Origin of the sequence: Candidatus Acidulodesulfobacterium sp. H_13 (assembly GCF_048541835.1) — a bacterium.
Classification (GTDB): domain Bacteria; phylum SZUA-79; class SZUA-79; order Acidulodesulfobacterales; family Acidulodesulfobacteraceae; genus QIJE01.
Map to the genome: position 1 here is coordinate 248530 of NZ_JBLEOY010000002.1, position 17387 is coordinate 265916.

The window sequence follows — 17387 nt, forward strand, 5'->3', positions numbered from 1 at the left end:
TGATGATAAAGATTGCCCTTATCGGTTCGACCGGAATGTTAGGCATAGACGTGAATGCGGTGTTCAATGGGATGGGTTTCCTTATTAAAAATTTTAACTCCAAAAATTTAGATATAGCGGATGCTAAAGTAGTTCATGAAGCATTATGCGGCTTTAACCCAGATTATATTATAAACTGTGCCGCATATACCGACGTAGACGGAGCAGAGACGGAAAAAGAGAAGGCTAATGCGGTTAATAATATTGGTGTTCAAAATTTGGCCGATGCGGCTTTAATTTTAGGTGCTAAAATAATACATCTAAGTACAGATTATGTATTTGACGGGACAAAAAGGTCACCTTATCTTGAAGAAGATGCCCCTAATCCTATTAACGAATACGGATTATCAAAGCTTAACGGAGAAAGGGCGTTAAGAAAATCTGGAGCAAGCCATATAATATTGCGGACTTCATGGCTATACGGCAAAAACGGAAAAAACTTCGTAAACACGATATTGAAATTAGCAGACAACCGAAAAAAAGTAGAAGTCGTAGCCGATCAATTCGGATGCCCAACGTATACTAAAGACGTAGCTTATGCTATATTTAAAATCATTACGAAGGATAATTTTAAAAATGAAGTATATCATTTAACCAACTTCGGTCAGACATCCTGGTATGAATTTGCCGTTGAAATAGTGAGTGTCTTTAAAAGGGTTAATTGTGAAATATTGCCGGTAACCTCGGATAAGTTCTTAAGACCGGCTAAAAGGCCGACTTACGGCGTATTGGATAATTCTAAAATTAAAGGGGATTATGATATAGAGTTGAGGCCATGGAAGGACGCCGTTAAAAAATATTGTAACGATATAGGGTATTTTATTGCTTGAAAAATCTTATTTTAGATATATAATGTTTACTGTAGAATATATGCTGTCTCTAAAAATAGATCATTTTAAAGATAATTAATGTTATTCAAAGGAGGTTGTATGAAAAATCTTTTTCTGGCAGTTATTTTTATGTTAGCTTCATTGTTTTTGGTCGGCACTCTAATAGCTACTTCCGCAAATGCAGATACTGCGTCTATGCCTAATAACGCACAACTGATAATTAAGGGTAAAGGGCTGTTTTTTTCGAAGAGTATAGGGACCAATGGACTTTCATGTGCCTCTTGTCACGTTTACAGCGTGGGTACCTATATAAATATGCATGGCAAGGGAAAGGTTATAATGCCGATAAAAAATGCCGTTAAAGGACTTACGGCGATGTTCAAGAAACAACATGCACATACGACATTTGAAAAGAAAATAGATATGTGTGTTAGAATGGCACTTAAGGGACACTTATCTAAGGGAGATTTAGAGGCTTTAAGCGCCTACGTTAAGTCTCTAAAATAGATTTATTAAATAGTTTTTAAAAGCGCTTTTTTTTCACAAGAGGAAGCGCTTTATTTTTTTATAGAGATGATGAAAATGTATAAAACATTTGCAGGTGGTATAAAAAATAGATTTTTAGCCGGATTGACGGTCATTATCCCGGGTGCTATTACCGTTTTTATAATAGCATGGTTTCTCTGGGAAATTAACAGGATATTTAATCCGTTTTCTATATTTATAAAGCGCTATATTCACGTATATATACCCGATATCGGATTAATTCTATTATTTTTATTGGTGCTCGTTTCCGGTTTTCTCGTAACTCATTGGGTGGGTAGGGCGATTGTAAATTTATACGAAAACGTAATGCTTAAAATCCCAGTAGTAAATTTACTTTATAAGTCTACAAAACAATGGGTCGATATATTTTCTCCGGGCAAAAGCTCATTCAAAAAGTTTGTTTTAGTCAGATATGGGGGCGATAAATTTGTTTTCGGTTTTCTAACCTCATATACCGGAATTGACGGGGACAGCAAGAATGATTATGCGGTCGTATATATCCCTACTAATCATCTTTATATAGGTATAAATATAATTGCGAAAAGGGAAGATATAATAGAGACTAAACTTAAGGTAGAAGAAGGTATTCAGATAGTCCTTTCCGCGGGAATAGCGTTTCCGGAAAAGCTATAAAAAGGAAGCATACAATGAATATATTAGTAACCGGTGGGGCAGGATACATAGGAAGTCACACGATTATAAGCCTTATAGAAAACGGGTTTTCCGTTATAGCCTTGGATAATTTTTATAGTGGACATAAAGAGGCGGTCGATGCCGTAGAACAGCTTACGAAGGCAGATATAATGCTATATAACGGTGATTTTTCAGATATAAATCTGCTGGAAAATATAATTAAAAAACATAATATAAGCGGAGTTATTCATTTTGCCGCCCGTAGCCTTGTCGGCGAATCTATGAAAAGACCCGTCGAATATTATAAAAATAATATATCGGGAACTATTATATTTTTGGAATTTCTTAAAAAAAACGGAGTGAATAACATAGTTTTTTCATCTTCTGCCGCTGTTTACGGCATACCGGTTCAGATCCCCATAGTCGAAACAAGCCCTATTACTCCTATAAACGTTTACGGTTTTACGAAAACCGTGATAGAAAACATGCTTGAAAGCATGAGGGGTGCGTATGGATTTAATTATATATCGCTGAGGTATTTTAATGCGGCGGGGGCACATAAATCAGGTGTGATAGGCGAAGACCATAATCCCGAAACACATCTCATACCGAATGTATTAAAATCTATTGCATCCGGCGAAAAGAGGGCGACGGTATTTGGCAACGACTATCCGACCAAAGACGGGACGGCCATAAGGGATTATATACACGTAAGCGATCTGTCATATGCTCACGTAGTTGCCATTAAGCATTTAATAGAGAGTAAAAGGGGCATCGGCAATACCTATAATCTTGGTTGCGAAAAGGGGTACTCTGTTTTAAGTGTGCTTAGAAAGATAGAAGAAATAACCGGAAGAGCGTTGGATATAAAATTTGCGGCAAGAAGAGAGGGTGACCCTGCCGTATTAGTCGCAAGCTACGAAAAAATCAGGAGAGAACTCGGGTTTGAATTAAAATATAATATTGAAGATATTATAGGTTCCGCATGGAAATGGCATTCAAGCCGTTTAAACGGTTACGAAGGGGGTGTATGACAAATAAACTAAAAGCTTTCTCACTGTTCCCGGCGGTCTTTTCGTTTGTTATTGATAATAAGCTTAGAAGAATTTTAGAAAATATGGATAGAAAAATGATCCCCATGGGCGTTAAGCCTGGTATAAGAGTGCTTGAAATAGGCTGTGGAAGCGGATTTGTAACGGAATTTCTGTCTAATGCCGTCGGTGATGCCGGATTCGTTATTTCGATAGACGTTCAAGAAAATATGATAAAGAAAGCTAAAAAAAAGCGGGCTCATTTAAAAAATGTGGAATTTCTTATTCAGAATGTTTCCGATTTAAATACCATAAGAGACGAAGCAATAGACCTTGCTTTTTGTTATTACTCTTTTCATGAGGTAAGTGATAAAGAAAAAGCGGTTTCAGAGCTGTTACGCACTTTAAAGCATGGCGGTCTTTTGTCGATTAAAGAACCGAGATTAAGGGTTAAAGAAAAATACGTACGCTCCCATGAAGAATTTATCGCCGGCAAGGGTTTTCGGTTTGTCGAAAGCATTAAAAAATGTGATTTTTTAGGTTGTTATCTTAAATTTATCAAGGATTAAGTTCGATATCTATGACGCGATGCATAATAGATTTTATATACAAGAAAAAATAGATAACTGTTTTGGAGACGAAATTGTTTTAAAATCTATAACCGGTCATATTAAGGCATTTCGCAGGAAGATAGACGATAATATCGAGTTATACGACGGCTCTGGAAATGTATATTTTGCAAAAATAGTTCGGATTACTCAAAAAGATATTAACGTGGAATTAATATCAAAAAAAACTTATCCTGCAAGAAATGCAAAAATTTCGCTTTTCTTGCCCCTCATTACTTCGCATGTAATGGATCAAATTATTGCGAGGGTTTGCGAACTTGAGGTGAATAATATTTTTCCCGTAATCACTGAAAGGTCGATTAGTTTGAAAAGTGAAAAAGAAATAAATTTTAAATTGTCTAAATGGGATAAAATTTCCAAGGGAGCAATGATTCTTGCCGGAAAAAAATTTTCTACGACGGTAAACATACCGTTAACGTTGCCCGATTCATTTGAATTAGTAAAAGATTTCAGATTAAAATTAATAGCATATCCAAAGACCGACGTCTTTTTAAAGGATTATCTTACAGCTTTAGACTTTAGCCTAAAAAATATTTCAATTGGAATATTTATAGGTCCGGAGGGTGATTTTTCTCGTTTTGAAATGGAATTATCAAAAAAATATGCTATTATGCCTGTAAAGTTGTCCAATTATATTATGAGTACATTCGTTTCTTCTATTTATTCCATATCTAATTTAACATGTTTCGCCTTTTCAGAAAATAATTATGAATCTTAAATTTATAGAGCTATTCGGATTTAAAACATTTCCCGATAAGATTAGAATACCCTTTAATTCAGGTATCAATATAATCATAGGCCCCAACGGATGCGGCAAAACAAATATCGTCGACGCAATAAGGTTTATTTTGGGGGAGCGTAATTTAAAAGATTTAAGGCTTAAAAATATGAACGATATAGTATTTCACGGCTCAAACATTCGGAATCAATCATCCGTAGCCCTATGCAGAGGGGTTTTTGATAATAGTTCAAGGGCTAATTTTAGATATAAAGATTTTTCTGAAATAATGGTCGAAAGGAGGCACTTTAAAAATAAAGATACGGAATACAGGATTAACGGTATTTCGGTCCCTTATCAAGAATATGTCGATTTTTTTAACGAAAGCGGTTTGTCAAAGCACTATTCCATAATGGATTCGTCTAAAATCAATACTATTTTAAATTATAAACCCAGTGATTTAAGACTTTTTTTTGAAGAAGTCTCCGGAATAACAAAGTATAAGGTTCAAAAAAGAACGGCATTAAAAAAGTTAAGTGCCTCCAGATTGAATTTGTTAAGAGTTGGCGATTTATTGGGGGAGGTGGGGAGCCGGCTTGTTCTTTTAGAAGAAGCCTCTGAAAAAATGGAGGAATATAAAAGGATCGAAATAGAAAAAAAACGGTATGCTTTTGCCCTATATGATCGGACAAAAAGAAAAATAAATATAGAAATAGATAAATATACCAAAGAACTTGACATCTACTCCTTAAAGTCGGCGGCTGCATCCGCAAAAAGTAGTTCCGTTTTAAACGGCCTAACCGATTCAAAGGCGTCTTTTGATATTATGGAAGTGGAATATAAACATAGAATGAATGAGAAAAATAAAACCCTGATAGACTTGACGAAGCTTAATTCTGCCGTAGAATACGGCAATTTGACCGTAAAGAATTTAGAGTCCGAAATCCTGGAAAAGACCCGGGATATAACAGCACAGAATAAATTGAAAGACGAGGGCATTCTTAAGCTTGAAAGTTTTCAAAATAGATTAATTTCAGAAGAATTTGATATCAAAAAATTGCAAGAAAGGCTGAATATATTAAAAAAATTGACTGAGGAGAAAAAATTATTTGTCGTAAAAATCAAAGATGAAGCAGAGATTATAAGTAATGAAATTTTCAAGATCCTTGAAGGCTCCCAGAATAGCAACAATAAGTTAATTTTTAACGGCAAAAATATTAAAAACATCGAGACAAGGATTGACGACACAAAAAAATTTATAATAAAAATTTCTGTGGAGGTTAATGATGCCGAGAATGCTTTGAGCGAGAAAATGAAAGCAGTGAGGAATATAGCCGCCGTCATTGAAGGTCTAAGTAAAGAACATCATGACTGCAGCCAAAATTTATCGCAATTATCGGACGAACTGAGTGGATGCAGGATCAGGAAAGACGGCGTGGAAAAAGAGCTGATGAAAATAGATATAGACATATCTAAACTTACTGATTTTATAGATAATCACGAAGGATTTTCGGAGGGTGCGAAGAGATTTTTAAATGCCGCGAGAGATTATGAAATTCACCCCTTATCGGATTTAATTGAAGTTGAATCAGGGTTTGAAAATGCTGTGTGGGAAGGTGCAAGCGGAATACTTGAGTCATTTTTTGTGAATAATATTGCGGATGCCGAAAAAGCATTGCGCTATATAGGTGATAGCGGAATTGGAGAAATAAAAATTTTTATTCCGGACAAGAGGCGCAGCAAACCCTCTAATGGTAAAAATGAGGTTGGCAGAATCGACGAAAAGTTAGACGTTGTTCCGTTGGCGGATAAAATATCGTTTAGTTCACGAAAAATAGATTTAGAAGATATAGGGATGGATTTTTATTATTCTAAAGATATTGAAACCGTCTTAAAATATATAAGGGAAAAGGATTTTTTTCCCGAGGTTAATATTATAACTGATAACGGCACGATCTTTTTTTCTAACGGACTTATCATAAGCGGCAGGGATAAAAATATAGAAAGCCAAAATTTACTTCTTAACAAAAAGAAACTATCGGAATACAAAAAACTGATGGCACTAAAACAAGAAGAATTTAATAGGGAAGATTTGTTATTTAACAAAAAACAGTCGGCGATAAGCAAACTTAACCTTGAAATGGTTCGAATAGATAAAGATATTAAGGCAAAAGAAAGGGAAGAGCTAACGATAAAAAACGATATCAGATATTTAAAGGATCAGATAATTAAGTCCAAGGACAGGCTTAACGTATTAAAAAAAGAATTAAATAATCTAGAAACGGAAAAAGTAACGGCATACGGCGAAGAAGAGCGATTAAATGAAGAAATTGCAATTCTTGAAGACAAACTGAAGTCGAAATCGGACGAAAAGGTTATTATAGAAAAGAATTTACGGAACTTCGAAACAGAATTTGAGGGAGCAAGGGAAGACGAAGTAAAATTGAGAATAGAGATTAATTCGGCGGAACAAAGTATCAATTTTTTAAAAAAGCAGATTAATGATTTAGATTCCGGCATGCTTAATTATGATAAAAGAATTAAATCCTTAATAGCACAGAAAGAAGGATTGAAGAAGGAACTTGAGCGTATGACCCGTAGTCTGTCTGTCAAGCAAGATGATATTCTAATTCTGGATAAATCTATCAAGGCTATAGACGGTAATATTCATGAGATGGAGATTAATTTGGAAAATTTAAAAAACAATATAAATGATATGGAAAATGATATGGAGAATACGAACAGGCAAAAATTAAATATAGAGAGAAAGAGAGATGCAGTGTCGATGCGCATAAAAGTTAATGGAGAAAAACTCTCGGAATTAGATTCTGATAGGAATTTAAGCGGTCTTTCCATTGATTTTTCGGTAGAAGATGAAAATTTTATTCCCGTTGCAGAAGAAATAAGTGATGAGGATATTAAGCTAAACATAGAAGGACTTAACAAAAAAATAATTGATTTAGGCGATATAAATATGAATGCGACTAAGGAATATAATGGAGCATTGGAGAGATTAGACTTTTTACACAAGCAAAAAAAAGATCTCGAAAGTTCCATTGAAATATTGCAGGGAATAATCAAGAAACTTGATGCGGCGTCTAAGGAAAAATTTAATTCCGCCCTCGCGCGGATAAGGCAAAAGTTCAATGAACTTTTCGTATTTTTATTTGGCGGAGGTCACGCCGATATATTAAATGTCGAAGGTAAAGTGGAAGCGGCGGATGAAGAAGACGGACAGGGGGAGAATAATCTGCCGGGCATGGAGATCAATGTGCAGATACCGGGAAAAAAGTTTTCCGGTATAAATATTTTATCGCAGGGTGAAAGGGTATTGGTGGCGGTAGGCCTTCTTTTTGCCGTATTCTTCGTGAAGAAAACCCCGTTTTGCGTAATAGACGAAGTCGATGCACCGTTAGATTATGCAAATAACGCCAGATATAACAGATTGATAATGGAGGTGTCTAATTATTCGCAGGTAGTTTTAATAACACATAATAAAAAGACTATGGAAATAGGAAAAAATATTTTCGGGGTTACATTGAAACATCCGGATATTTCAGGTATAGTGTCCGTTTCCATGAATTAAACAAACGATTATAGACATAAGTAAAATTGATATCCTAAAATTTAAAATTTAAAGGAAAGTTTAAAGATGAAAATATTCGAAAAGTTTAAAAATTTAGCCGGAAGCCTTAAAAAAACAAAAGAAGGATTATCCGGCAAGATGAATGCTATTTTTAGTTCCGGTAAACTCGATAGTGAAGACCTAGACAAAATAGAAGAGGCGTTAATTTTATCCGATATATCATATCGAACGGCATCGGAGATAGCCGATGGAGCTAAAAAAAGAATGTTGGGATTTAAAGAATCAACTCCGGCTATTATTAAGGAAGTATTGAGAGATGAAATAAAATGTAAAATTTCTAAAAATTTTCCGGAAATTAATGTGAAAAGCGGAAAAAATATCTTTATGATTGTCGGAGTCAACGGGGTCGGTAAAACTACTACCGTAGGAAAATTAGGCAAGTACTATACCGAAAGGGGCAAGAAAGTTATTATTGCCGCATGTGATACGTTTAGGGCGGCGGGAAAGGAACAATTGGAAATTTGGGGACGCAGAACTGGTGTTGAGGTAATATCGGGAAAAGAAAACCAGGACCCGGCATCGGTCGCCCATGATGCTATTCAAAGATTAAAGGATAGAGATTTTGATCTTTTATTAATAGATACAGCGGGGAGACTCCATAACAAGAAACATCTCATGGAAGAACTGTCTAAAATAAAAAGAGTTGCGTCAAAATCGTTCGGCAGTGAGCTGGATGAGGTCCTTTTGATTATAGATAGCAGTTTAGGGCAAAATTCAGTAGTTCAAACTGAGCAGTTTAAGGCTGTTATTGACGTTAGCGGCGTTATAGTGACGAAATTGGACGGTTCGGCCAAGGGGGGGATGATTATAGACATTATACACAAGTTAGATTTGCCGGTGAGATTTGTCGGAACGGGAGAATCTCCAGATGAAATATCTGAATTTTCCCCCGAAGTATTCGTAAACAATTTATTTTAAATATTTATTTCTACTTTATCTCTATTTTTTTCGGCGAGGATGCTATACTCTTTTTGAGTACTATTTCAAGTTCACCATTTTTGAGAGAAGCGGTGGCGCTCTGTTTTTCCGCTTCGGCAGGCAAGTCTATAATTCGATAGAAAGAACCGTACTGAATCTCCTGGCGGTAAAAATTTTCCTTCTTCTCTTCTTTTTCCTGTTTATGCTCTCCTTTTATGATAAGCTGACTTCCATTGACTTCGATATTAATGTTTTCCTTAGGGATACCCGGTACCTGAGCCTTAACGACTATGTTTTCATCTTTTTCCAAGACATCCACCTCGGGTTCGATATAGCCGACTTTAGTTCTTATAACCGGATTAAAAAAATCAAAAAAACTTTTTTCGAACTCATTTCTTATAGGATAAAAAGGATCAAATTTAACAATCTTTTTCATGATTCAACCTCCTCTTATATTTTAATTTAAATGGTTACGTTATAAAAATACAAAAGTAAAATTACCATATATATATTTTGAGTATATCATAAAAAGTTTATTTTTCAATATTTGAACAAATCCCGTTAAATTTTACCTTGACAAACTTGTCAAAATAAATAATAATTAAGTAAAAATACATTACTAAATCAATAATGTATTTTTCAAAGACGATTAAATTACGATATAAATAATAAATCATAGATAAAATTAAAATAAATACATAAAGGGCATTCAACCTTTGATGAAAAATTCACAAACAGCTGAGATCAGTGAAGATGTCGAGAAAGGAGACGGAGGACACAGACACAAAAAAGAAAAAAAAACAAGATATAGATTTCCAATATTAGATAGGTTTTTTCATTTTTTTAAGGTTTTGGGTCCCGGCTTTATCGTCATGATTGCGGATATGGATGCAGGGTCGGTAACGACGGCAGGTGTTTCCGGGGCGCAATGGGGCTATAAGCTGATACCGCTTCAAATTCTTTTAATTCCGATATTGTATCTTATACAATCAATGACGTCGCGATTAGGATGCGTTACGGGAAAGGGACACGGAGAGCTTATACGCGAATATTATGGAGAAAAGTGGGCGATGTTTGCAACGGTTACCCTTTTTCTTGTTGTTTTTTCGGCATTAATAACAGAGTTTTCAGGCATCGCGGCAAGTGGAGAAATATTTGGAATACCGAAAATACTTACGGTTGGAGTAAGTTTTTTAGTGTTGCTTTTAGTTATATTTACAGGGAGCTATAAAAAGGCTGAAAGTATTGCTCTTATTTTTTCTCTATCCACGCTTATTTTCATTCCTGCCGCATTTTTTGTCCATCCAAATATTCATGAAATAGTTTTTAACGGATTGCTCGGTAAGCAGCCGTTGAACGATAAAAGATACATATGGCTTATAGCGGCCAATGCCGGCGCGGTCATAATGCCGTGGATGATATATTATCAGCAAAGCGCAACCGTGGAGAAAAATTTATGCAGAAAAGACCTCAAGCTCGCAGAGGTAGATACCCTGATAGGCAGCGTACTGACTCAACTTCTCATGATAGCGGTAATAGTTATGACGGCGGCAACGCTTTTTAAAGCCAATATCGTGCCTTCTACCGCTAAAGCAATCGGCATGTCGCTAATACCTCTTGCCGGAAAATATGCCGGTCTTCTTTTTTCAATAGGGCTTTTCACTTCAAGCCTGTTGGCCGCGTTTGTTGTTTCTATGTCTTTTACATGGGCAGCCGGTGAGACATGGGGGTACAAACACAGTCTGAGCCATAAATTCGGCGAAGCTAAAACATTTTACTTCGTATATGTCATTTTAATTTTTATTTCTGCTATGCTCGTTTTGATACCCGGGCTTCCCTTGGTGACTATAATGGTGGATGTTGAGGCGTTTAACGGATTTGTGCTTCCCGTGATTCTCGGTTTTTTAATAATGCTTGCGGGAAGCAAAAAGATTCTCGGAAATTATGTTTATTCTAAACCGGCGCTTTTCAGCGTAGGAATTTTGGGTGTAATAATGGTTGTACTTGGTATTATCACCGTATTACCCCAGGGTTGGTTTTCCTGGATTTGAGTTAAAAAGCGTAAGAAATATGCAAATATTTTGCCTCCCTTGTTCCATTTTCACGACAAGATAGCAATAAATGTGTCGTTACGGCTATCTTTTAAACCCGTTAAATTTTTATATTGCCCTATTACCGTCCTTATAAATCGCTGTAAAAACCTTCTAAATATACCTCCGGAGACGTTTCGTAATATTATCTTAATAAAAATTTAATCTAAAAGAAATATAATTTTCACAATACAGAAATATTTAAATCGTATAATTTTAGCTATAGGGCAGCCATAAAGATTGAAAAGCAAAAATAATAAATATTTGATTATTTAAGATTAAAATTTTATGAATATTAAATATGCCTTCGGTATTAAGATTTTTACGATTATTATTTTGTCGTGTATTATTCAGCTTTTATTTTTCAATATAAATTCAAATTTTGTTTACGGTAAAACAATGCAGGGGAATAAAAACAGAAATTTTAATATGTTGCTTAAAAAATACGGTATAAATCTTAAAAAGCCACAAGTCATTCCAATGAACAAGATAAGCAGCGGATATAATTATCAAAACCGTAGCGGTAATCGTTTACATAAAGCCAACATTAAACGGACTGTTATGCCAGTTTTTCTTAAGCAGAGGGTTTCACTATCGGGTGACGGAAATGTAAAATCCGCATTAATGCTTTTGTCTCGTGAAATAGGGATCCCCATAATATTTTATCGCGGTTTTCCGAATAAATTAAAAAATGAGGTTTATTATAAAAATATCCGATTATATAAGGTTTTGAACGGACTTATAACCGATAGCGGTTTTAAATATGTTTATAAAAACGGAGAAATAATTGTTTATGTGGTAGAAGAAAAAACCTTTCATATACCCGTTTCCGATCTATTATCCTCTTTTTCCTCTACGGTTGGAATGATGGGAATGAATATTCAAAATAATAACCCAAACAGCATGGCGGCAACAGGTTCTGGAGACGACAGCAATATAAAAGGAGGCGATAGCACTGCCGGAAGCGTCAAGACTCCGTCTAACCCCTCCGGCTCTCTTTCTTTGAGTTTATCGGAATCCGACAGTCTTTACAATATTATTTCAAATAACATAAAAGTAATGCTCGCAAAAGAAGGGAGATATTTTATTAATCGAAAAGACGGGGTCATATGGGTTAAGGGTAGAGTATCGAATGTAGAAGAGGTATCTCGTTATATAAAAAATATCGATAAATTTTTCTCCAAACAGGTTTTTTTAAAAGTGGAAGTAATAGATGTAAATTTGAATAGGGGATTTCAGACCGGCGTAAACTGGAATTTGTTATTCAATAAGGTGTTTAAAGCAAATACATTAGGGATGAGTGCGGTTTTTATATCCGCTCGGCTTGCTTCCGGAAACGGCATCAACGATAACGCCCCCTATATAGGATTCACCGGTTCCGGCAATAGTGCTGCCATTCTGAGTGCGCTTAAAATGCAGGGTTCGGTCAACGTTATATCCCAACCGAGATTGGTGCTGATGGATGGTCAGACGAGGCTGATATCTTCCGGAACTATTACACCTTACGTCTCAAGTGTTCAGACGATGGCATTAAGTTTATCTCAGACGGAGACTTATCCGGTTATATCTCAGGTGCAGACAGGACTTTCCATATCATTTACCCCACATATTAATTTTAAAGACGATTCGGTTTCGGTTACGTTAAGTTTGATAGATAATTCCATCACTGGATATCGGTCTTTCTCTATTAACGGGTCAAGTTTTAGCAACCCCATAATAGAGTCTAAAAGTTTTGCCGATACGGTAAACGTAAAATCCGGTTCCACTATACTCGTTGGCGGGATATTAACTACGGATAAAACCGAAAATAGCTACGGGATACCTCTGTTATCCAAAATTCCGCTAATCGGTAATTTATTTAAATCGATAAACAACAGAAGCCGTAAAGAAGATCTGCTTATTATGTTAACACCTAAAATTATTTCATAATATACTCATGAGAATCGGAGATTATTTAATATCAAAAGGGAAATTGACGGATTCACAATTAAAGGATGCGCTTCTTGTGCAGTCTATAAGTGGCGAGAAGTTGGGCGACATACTTGTTGGAAACGGTTATGTAAACGATATGGATATAATAGATTATTTGGTTAATGATTCGGGTAAGGAATTTTTTCAAGAATTATATAGCCTTTGTATAAATAAAAACGAAAATGAAAGGCTCGGATTTAGTTTTCTTTATAGTATTCCAGCAATAATCCTAACAAGGGGCGACGATAACTATATAGTTTGCAGCGAGATTACGGAAGACCTCTCGGAGAAAATGGCTTTTGATGAAAATTTGGCCGGATTCAAAATAGGATTATCGACAAAAAGAAAGATTTACGGAGCCCTTAACAGTACTTTTATCAGTAAATCCGGTTCTTCGGAAAAAGATATATTAGATGAGGCCATAGATAGCGCCTTATTAAAGGGTTCGCCAAATTTAAGGATTAAGCGTTCGGAAAGTTTTTACGCGGTAATAATGGATACAGATGCAAGACAGGAAACTATAAGGGTTTTAAGTATGGAGTCTGGTCAAAGAATAATTAATATCATAGCTGCGCACTGTCAGACAACATTAAAGAAAGGCGAGGGATTAGACGCTAAGTTTATATTCGTTTCCAATTTTTACAAGGGTGTTAAGGTTGATATAAGGGTTGCGTTCTTGCCTATTTCTTCCAAGTTAGATAAAGAGTTGGCGTTGTTTGAAGCCGTTTTGAGAATTCATGGTCTTAATAAAGTTATAGATTTTAAATATATCGGATTTTCGGACCGTAAAGCGGAATTATTGAAAAAGGCATATATATATCCGGATGGGTTGATTATTTCTACCGGACCGACAGGTTCCGGGAAAACTACCACATTTTATGCGATGTTGAAACTTTTGTCGCAAAAGAAAAAATCTATTATTACAATAGAAGATCCGGTTGAAATTGAACTTAGGGAGTCAAATATAACCCAGATGAATATATCGGATGATTTTGGATACGAGGAAGCTATCAGAGTCATGTTGAGAAGCGAGCCGGGTATAATGATGGTCGGTGAGATTAGGGACGAGACAACGGCAAAATATGCTTTAATTGCGGCGGAAACCGGACATCTTCTTCTTACTACGATGCATGCCAATTGCTCTCTTGCCATATTTAATAGGTTTAAGTCTTTGAATGTTGACTTATTGCAGCTTTTCTCGCTTTTAAGGTTCGTAACGGCGCAAAGACTTTATACGCCACTGTGTTCCTCCTGTAAAAAAGAGATTTCCTTTGAAAAATTACCGTCTTTATATAGAAATGCCATGAAGGAAAGACTTGAATCCAGTATCGATATGCTGTCTTCAGCGAGCTATGACTTTATAAAATCCGACAAAGTCATGGGGTTAGATTCGGTATATGTCGGGGGCAAAAGTCATTGTGTAGATTGCGGGGGGACAGGGTACGTTAAAAGGAAGCCCATTATTGAAATTGCGGAGTTTAACGATGCCGTGAAGGAGGAAATATACAAAGATCTATCCGTCTTATTTAATCATTCCAAATTGGAAGAAATATTACTAAACCTATCTGGCTTTGAATCGTTAAAAATTCAAGCGTTTCAAAAATTAATAAACGGCGAGATAGATCCGGAGACTTATTTTAATCTTTCAAATTAATTCTATACTGCTCTTAATTCAGGGTGTGATGTCATTATGAAAAATTTTTTAGTAAGATACTACGGTCCGGAAGGATGTGCTCTAATAAAAAATATTCAAGCGGAAAGATCGTCCGATGTCAGAATCAGGTTGACCTCGGAAGGTTATCTGCCATCATTTGTGGTGCCCAATATATTTTTGAATATATTTCATCCGATAAAAAATGCGGGAATGAAGGATAAAGAACTTGCCGCATTTTTTATCGAGCTTTATCAACTTGCGCAATCGGTCGGTTCTATCGGCAAGGCTTTTTATTATATAAATAAGAATAAAAAGGAGGGTAAGGAATCAAAAACAAATAAAAAATTGAAAGAAAAATTTATATACCTCGTAAAGTGGCTTTATAACGATCACAAGCGGGCAAAAATAAAAAACCGTAGAAAGTTTGTCGAAGATTGTACGGTTATGTTAGAGAGAGGATATACCTTGGGGGAAATTTTTAAGGTTCATTATTTTGAAGAATTAGTCCTGTCTTTAGTCGACTTGGCGGCTTCAACCGGTAATTATCCCGAGGTCTTTTTAAAAATTTCTGAATTCTTCGATGCCAAAGATTTATATAGAAAAAATGTCGTAGGGACGATGGCCTATCCTGCATTTCTGTTTTTTCTACTTTTTACGGCATTTACGGTATTTTTATACTATATAATTCCGACATTTGCTTCGTTTTTTAGCCAGTTTTCCCGAATACCCTCTTCGACCGAATATGTAATCTGGCTATTTACTTATATAAAAAGCATATTTATATACATTATAGTTTTAGCCGTTTCTATTTTTACAATAATAATTCTTGATCTATTTGAAATAAAATCAAGGTTACTGACGCTATTTTTAGATATTCCGACCATCAGAAATATTTTTAATTATAATTATCTTAGCTGGTTTTTTTACAGGTTTTCCCTCATGATTTCATCGGGACTTACGATTACTGTCATGTTCGATTATTTTAGAAACAATACAGAAAAGAGGTATTTTAAATATAAATTTGATTTGGCATACAACTCCTTGATGAGCGGTTTTACCTTACGGGATTCCTTAGACAATGCAGATTTTTTAAGTGAAGACGTCATAGAATCCATAGACTACGGGGAGATAGGGGGATTTTTGCCGGATACGATTCTGAGGTTGTCTAAGGATTTTAAAGAAAAATCGAGTTATACCATGCACTTATTTACTAAGACGCTGTTCTTTTTAGTCATGGCTTCCGTGGTATTTTTTTTACTTTTAATGTTCTTTTCGTTATTTTTGCCGCTTATACAGGGGATGGTCAGTCTGCCGGGGAATTATTAATAAGAATAATGAATAAATTTATTAAATTTCATCTATAAAAAGCATGCATGGGGAGGAACAAAAATATGATAAGGAGAGAAAATGCATCAGGATTCACTTTAATGGAAATAATAGTAGCAATGATTATCGTCGGCATATTGTCTGCCGGCGGATTAATGGTTTACAACGGACTTATCGGATCTTCTAACGTTACGGCGGCGGTCCAATCAATTTCCAAGCTCGAATCGGCAGTCAATTCATATGTGCAGGTAAATGGAGGAAGTATTATTCCCCCTGCCGGCATTACGTTACCGCATGCAATGCAGGAGAATAATTTGATTCCTGCGTCGTGGACAGTGAATGCAAGTGACGTAACTCCTCCCAATCAGGGTTTCGTGCAAAGTTATTACATTGCCACGAATGCAAGTCCAGGACGGTATGATTACGTCATAGGCATAGTCGCTCCGCAGATGACTAATGCACAGGCGCTAAATATATGTGATTCCTTAGAGAATTCTATCTCGGGCGTTAACGCAAACGAGAGTACCGGTTTTAATATAGGTAACGGGGGGACATGTTTAAGCAATTTATTCGGGGGTAATGCCGCTAATGCCAACAATTCTATTTTTCATGGAAATTTAACATTCACCTTTAATTAAAAAATATAAAATCCGCATTTATTAAACCTTAACCCTTTGATTATTATGAGATATTTTATACTGCTACTGCTATTATCGTCGTCATGGTCTGTCGTTTTTAATCTAAGCGTTTTTTTAAAATCATGTTATGGACTTAACGAGGGCAAGATCTATAACAGGCAGGCCCAAAATATCGTGAACACGGCAGACTTGATCATAAAGGCAGAGCATGCCCGCCTGTTTGACAAGGGGAGTTTCGCCGATTTAGACGATCTTGAAAGGGAAAGACCTCCCTATTTGAGTCCGATGGCTATTTACGATCGTAACGGTGAAGGATGTATTAAAAAGAAATTATTTAAAAATAGCGTTTATATTTGCATAGAGCTTAGAAATAAAAAAAATGAATTAAATATTTTTATACCGAAATATTCCGCTTCTTCCGATATCGTATCGCGGGAAATTAGCAAAGGCATTACGGGCGCGGTGGGACAAATTGTTTACAGCTCCGACGCGGCGAGAGTCTCATTTGCATTGAATAAATACGGCATGTCTCATGCCGATTCCGCTGTTACCGTCAGTTCAACTTTGATGAGTCCGAATGTGAATGGCGGCATAAGTTATGCCGATGCCGATATTGACGTAAAAAGCTCTCTTTTGAGCAAAATCGTAAAGACGACGGTTGGATTTTTAACCTCAATCTTAACCCTTTTTTAAAAAAAATATAAGAGAAGGAGGTGAT

The 17387-nt window shown here is 35.8% G+C and carries 15 protein-coding genes; 14 read left to right on the plus strand and 1 reads right to left on the minus strand.

Going from position 1 to position 17387, the window contains the following annotated elements; all coding sequences use genetic code 11:
* The first annotated feature begins 2 nt into the window (after window positions 1-2).
* The 8 genes from rfbD (at window position 3) to ftsY (ending at window position 8990) form a co-directional block, all read left to right on the plus strand.
* On the plus strand, window positions 3-869 hold the full coding sequence (gene rfbD, locus ACMCNP_RS05830; RefSeq protein WP_419315072.1) for a dTDP-4-dehydrorhamnose reductase: 867 nt from the start codon (window positions 3-5) through the stop codon (window positions 867-869).
* A 99-nt stretch (window positions 870-968) separates the two neighbouring features.
* Window positions 969-1376 (plus strand): hypothetical protein, encoded by a 408-nt coding sequence (locus ACMCNP_RS05835; RefSeq protein ID WP_419315075.1) that lies wholly within the window; start codon window positions 969-971, stop codon window positions 1374-1376.
* Window positions 1377-1451: 75 nt separating this feature from the next.
* Window positions 1452-2048 carry a DUF502 domain-containing protein gene (locus tag ACMCNP_RS05840; protein ID WP_419315078.1) on the plus strand — a complete coding sequence of 199 codons (597 nt, stop codon included), beginning with the start codon at window positions 1452-1454 and terminating at the stop codon, window positions 2046-2048.
* A 14-nt stretch (window positions 2049-2062) separates the two neighbouring features.
* Window positions 2063-3082, plus strand: coding sequence for a UDP-glucose 4-epimerase GalE (gene galE / locus ACMCNP_RS05845; protein ID WP_419315080.1), 1020 nt, complete (start codon window positions 2063-2065; stop codon window positions 3080-3082).
* A complete protein-coding gene (locus ACMCNP_RS05850) occupies window positions 3079-3648 on the plus strand; it encodes a class I SAM-dependent methyltransferase (RefSeq protein ID WP_419315083.1) in 570 nt (189 codons plus the stop codon). The genes galE and ACMCNP_RS05850 overlap by 4 nt, the downstream gene beginning before the upstream one ends.
* Before the next feature lie 19 nt (window positions 3649-3667).
* Complete coding sequence (locus ACMCNP_RS05855; protein ID WP_419315086.1) at window positions 3668-4426, plus strand: RsmE family RNA methyltransferase; 759 nt, start codon at window positions 3668-3670, stop codon at window positions 4424-4426.
* Entirely contained in the window at window positions 4416-8012 is a 3597-nt protein-coding gene (smc, locus tag ACMCNP_RS05860; RefSeq protein WP_419315089.1) for a chromosome segregation protein SMC, read from the plus strand. Before ACMCNP_RS05855 ends, smc begins: the two co-directional genes overlap by 11 nt.
* Window positions 8013-8078: 66 nt before the next feature.
* A complete protein-coding gene (ftsY, locus tag ACMCNP_RS05865) occupies window positions 8079-8990 on the plus strand; it encodes a signal recognition particle-docking protein FtsY (protein WP_419315092.1) in 912 nt (303 codons plus the stop codon).
* Between the two features lie 10 nt (window positions 8991-9000).
* Here ftsY and ACMCNP_RS05870 read toward each other — a convergent pair whose 3' ends face one another.
* The gene (locus ACMCNP_RS05870; protein WP_419315094.1) at window positions 9001-9426 is read right to left on the minus strand and encodes an Hsp20/alpha crystallin family protein; all 426 of its coding nucleotides are present in this window, start codon (window positions 9424-9426) and stop codon (window positions 9001-9003) included.
* Window positions 9427-9709: 283 nt separating this feature from the next.
* Here ACMCNP_RS05870 and ACMCNP_RS05875 point away from each other — a divergent pair, with 283 nt between their 5' ends.
* The 6 genes from ACMCNP_RS05875 (at window position 9710) to ACMCNP_RS05900 (ending at window position 17362) form a co-directional block, all read left to right on the plus strand.
* Window positions 9710-11041 carry an NRAMP family divalent metal transporter gene (locus ACMCNP_RS05875; RefSeq protein ID WP_419315097.1) on the plus strand — a complete coding sequence of 444 codons (1332 nt, stop codon included), beginning with the start codon at window positions 9710-9712 and terminating at the stop codon, window positions 11039-11041.
* A gap of 327 nt (window positions 11042-11368) precedes the next feature.
* Entirely contained in the window at window positions 11369-13009 is a 1641-nt protein-coding gene (locus ACMCNP_RS05880) for a type II secretion system protein GspD (protein WP_419315100.1), read from the plus strand.
* A gap of 43 nt (window positions 13010-13052) precedes the next feature.
* Window positions 13053-14705: a GspE/PulE family protein gene (locus tag ACMCNP_RS05885; protein WP_419315102.1), complete on the plus strand. Its 1653-nt coding sequence runs from the start codon at window positions 13053-13055 to the stop codon at window positions 14703-14705.
* A 36-nt stretch (window positions 14706-14741) separates the two neighbouring features.
* Window positions 14742-16031: a type II secretion system F family protein gene (locus ACMCNP_RS05890; RefSeq protein WP_419315105.1), complete on the plus strand. Its 1290-nt coding sequence runs from the start codon at window positions 14742-14744 to the stop codon at window positions 16029-16031.
* A gap of 65 nt (window positions 16032-16096) precedes the next feature.
* The gene (locus tag ACMCNP_RS05895; protein ID WP_419315108.1) at window positions 16097-16669 is read left to right on the plus strand and encodes a type II secretion system protein; all 573 of its coding nucleotides are present in this window, start codon (window positions 16097-16099) and stop codon (window positions 16667-16669) included.
* A gap of 45 nt (window positions 16670-16714) precedes the next feature.
* Complete coding sequence (locus ACMCNP_RS05900; RefSeq protein WP_419315110.1) at window positions 16715-17362, plus strand: hypothetical protein; 648 nt, start codon at window positions 16715-16717, stop codon at window positions 17360-17362.
* Window positions 17363-17387 lie beyond the last annotated feature (25 nt).